This is a genomic window from Oleiphilus sp. HI0125, assembly GCF_001635355.1.
Genome location: NZ_LWGF01000641.1, coordinates 1 through 3,089, shown reverse-complemented (window position 1 = coordinate 3,089; position 3,089 = coordinate 1). Strand labels below are relative to the sequence as shown.

Annotated in this window: 5 protein-coding genes; 2 read left to right on the top strand and 3 right to left on the bottom strand. The window is 43.9% G+C overall.

All coding sequences use genetic code 11. The features are described 5' to 3' along the window. Positions 1-98: 98 nt before the first annotated feature. Entirely contained in the window at positions 99-1,085 is a 987-nt protein-coding gene (locus A3762_RS08535) for a DUF3187 family protein (protein WP_068754967.1), read from the top strand. Between the two features lie 21 nt (positions 1,086-1,106). Further along, positions 1,107-1,673 carry a YfaZ family outer membrane protein gene (locus A3762_RS08530; RefSeq protein ID WP_197469154.1) on the top strand — a complete coding sequence of 189 codons (567 nt, stop codon included), beginning with the start codon at positions 1,107-1,109 and terminating at the stop codon, positions 1,671-1,673. Between the two features lie 11 nt (positions 1,674-1,684). Here A3762_RS08530 and acpS read toward each other — a convergent pair whose 3' ends face one another. The 3 genes from acpS to A3762_RS28330 all read right to left on the bottom strand — a co-directional run. Beyond that, positions 1,685-2,059 carry a holo-ACP synthase gene (gene acpS / locus A3762_RS08525; protein WP_068478479.1) on the bottom strand — a complete coding sequence of 125 codons (375 nt, stop codon included), beginning with the start codon at positions 2,057-2,059 and terminating at the stop codon, positions 1,685-1,687. A gap of 4 nt (positions 2,060-2,063) precedes the next feature. Further along, entirely contained in the window at positions 2,064-2,801 is a 738-nt protein-coding gene (gene pdxJ / locus A3762_RS08520) for a pyridoxine 5'-phosphate synthase (RefSeq protein WP_068754969.1), read from the bottom strand. 5 nt (positions 2,802-2,806) lie between these two features. Next, positions 2,807-3,089, bottom strand: a 283-nt coding sequence (locus A3762_RS28330) for a hypothetical protein (RefSeq protein WP_231878773.1), incomplete at its 5' end; no start/stop codon positions are given.

Genomic DNA, 3,089 nt, shown 5'->3' with positions numbered 1-3,089 from the left:
TCCGTTTTATTAGTAAATTATTATATGTGCGTAACAACACTAACAAATAACTTCGGTCTGCTCTATCCTGAGCGCCGTTAAATAAAAGATAAACTGATATGCTCCGCTCTCAATCCTTGATATCGGCCTTGATCATCCTGTTCTTATCATTGTTTGATCAACGTGCCTACGCATCAAAAATTCAGTATGTAAATTTGAACCCGCTAATCGGCCAGCTTCCTTACGCGCACTATCCATCTGCTGCTCAAAAGCAAAGTAAAATGACGTTTGAAACCAGCGTGGCAATATCTAATTATTTCAGGCAATCGACCGTAGACCAAACAACATACGATGTTGATGGAGAAACATCGCTTATCCGAGAAACGCTTACCTATCGAACGGGCACTCTTAGCCTCGGCTTATCACTGCAATATCAAGCGCATCGCTCTGGATATTTAGACGATCCAATCTACGAATTTCATGACTTCTTTGGCATGCCTCAGAATGGTCGCGAGCAATCTACAAATAACCAGCTTAATTGGAATATCACAAAAAACGGTGAAACATATAAACTGAGTGATAGATCGCATGGTCTGGGAGATACCATGCTTTTTGTCGAAATGCGTCCTACATCTTTCATAAGCGACGCAGTAAGCCTGAGCTTCAACTTGCCAACCGGCGATACGTCAAAGCAAACTGGCGGATTGGCAAGTTCAATTAATCTTAGCTTCGCAACGCAAGGCGCCTCGATTGAACTCGATAACACTTTTCTGCCAAGAATTCAGACAAGTTATGGATATAACGTGTCGTATCTTCGTTACAAATCGATGATTGATGAGTTTTCACCAAACCCGTTTGTTGGTGGCGCTTATGGAAGCCTCGACCTTATTTTCACACCAACTATTGCATTAATTACCAATATTGACATAAATACTCCTTACTTCAATGATGAAGTACGTGAACTTGGTTGGACGAGTATTGCACTATCGAGCGCTCTGTCTTTCGATGTCAGCAGACACAATATTTACATCGGGTTTAGTGAAGATATCAGACCTAGCACTACTCCTGATTTTTCTTTATTTTTCGGTCTTACTACAAACTTATAAATGCTTCAAAAAGGTTTCTTAATGACATTCAACATTCGCTTTATCGCATGCACAGCATTACTGGCTTTATCCTCCCTAAGTTACGCCGGCGGCGCCTCCTTCAGAATAAGCAATGACACTATTGGAGGTGGCATTGATGGCCAGATTGGTGAGACCGACCTAGTGGCGGGTTTCGAGCATTTTTATAAAGACGAAAGCGAATCGGTCAATATTAGCAACATTAATCTTCACACTCAGGGACAGACAGCTATTTCAAATTTGCCAACCACTGTGCTGTTGGGGCTTGAGGCAACACATATGAAGGAAGGCGAATTCAAAGCTTCTGCGGTTGCTTTTGGTGGAGCTGTTCGGATCAATCTTCCTAGTACTCCAGGCCTATCAGTAGAAACTCGACTGCACTACGCGCCTGATATTCTTGCTTACGGTGATTCTGATGAATTTAAACGCTTTCGAGCCCAGCTCAATTATCGAGTCATCCAGAGTGCTGATCTCAGTCTTGGCTACCAGTATTTGAATGCAGGTATCAAAGATGCTGGCGATCGCACCTTCGAGAGCGGTTACTTCATTGGTCTAGGGATGAAATTTTAGGTCGTTCAAAGCTAGCTCAGGTTTGCGTACGCTATAACGAACCCTGCGTCATCACTAAGACTAATCTCAAGTGATGACGCATTCAGTTCCTCAAATCGAGATTGTGCACCATCTGTTAATGTAACGACTGGCTTTCCATTTGAATCATGCTGAAGCGAAATATCACGCCAAGATACTCCTGACGAAAATCCTGTGCCTAAGGCCTTCGCAACAGCCTCTTTCACAGCGAAGCGTTTTGCGACAAAATTTTCCTGACCACGATCTAAACGAACAAACTCCGTAAGCTCAGCATCTGATAGCACTTTTTCTGGAAAACGCTCCGGATTATTGCTCATTGCCTTTTCGATCCGCTCAATTTTTAGCAAGTCAACGCCAACACCTATCATTCGACTAGCCTGCTTGATTAATGATCGATTTCATTTCTCGCACAGCTTCTTTCAAACCGACAAAGACTGCTCTAGCGATAATAGCGTGACCAATATTGAGTTCGTTCATTCCGTTGATCTGCGCAATTTCATGCGTATTATGATAATTCAAGCCATGGCCAGCATTAACGATTAAACCCTCGGACACACCTAATTCGGTAGAGGCAACAATCAACCCAAGCTCCTTTGCCTGCGCTTCATTTGAAGCAGGCTCAGCATAAGCGCCCGTATGCAGCTCTATCGCTGCCGCTCCACAATTTTTCGACGCCAAGATCTGTTGTTCGTCGGGGTCGATAAATACAGAGACCTCTATGCCAGCATAACCGAGTCTTTGACAAGCATCCTTAACCTTATCAAGATGCCCCACAACATCTAACCCACCTTCGGTAGTTAACTCTTCGCGTTTTTCAGGCACCAAGCAAACATGCTCTGGCTTAACCTTTAAAGCGAGATCGACCATCGCATCCGTTACCGCCATCTCCAGATTCATACGCGTTTGGAGGGTTTCCTTCATCACAAACACATCGCGATCCTGAATATGCCTGCGATCTTCTCTCGGATGAATCGTAATGCCGTCAGCGCCAGCTTCTTCAGCTAGCATCGCAGCCTGGACGGGATCAGGGTAACGCGTACCTCGTGCCTGTCTAAGGGTTGCAACATGATCGACATTTACACCTAACAACACCCTACGCTGTTGACTCATCTTACTCATCCTACTGTTGTATATTTACTGAACTGCTTGATTAGCTCTCTACTCTGAAGCTTCGCACCTTGGAGCGCCTGATCAATCAGCATATAACTGACTTTCTTATTTAACGTCTGATACACCGCTTTAAGATCATTTACTTGATTAGCGCTTTTATTAGAAACTAGCGCCTGCACGCGTGACGAATAAGCTAGGAGATCTTGACCTGAAAAAACGACATAACTTCGGCTATTCTCTTGTGTCAACACGAATGTGGAGTCAGCACTCAAATAGTAATTCGACTCA

Excerpts from the sequence above, each read along its gene's own strand:
- A3762_RS08535 (WP_068754967.1), top strand. The coding sequence starts at position 99 with ATGCTCCGCTCTCAATCCTTGATATCGGCCTTGATCATCCTGTTCTTA.
- A3762_RS08530 (WP_197469154.1), top strand. The coding sequence starts at position 1,107 with ATGACATTCAACATTCGCTTTATCGCATGCACAGCATTACTGGCTTTA.
- acpS (WP_068478479.1), bottom strand. The coding sequence starts at position 2,059 with ATGATAGGTGTTGGCGTTGACTTGCTAAAAATTGAGCGGATCGAAAAG.
- pdxJ (WP_068754969.1), bottom strand. The coding sequence starts at position 2,801 with ATGAGTCAACAGCGTAGGGTGTTGTTAGGTGTAAATGTCGATCATGTT.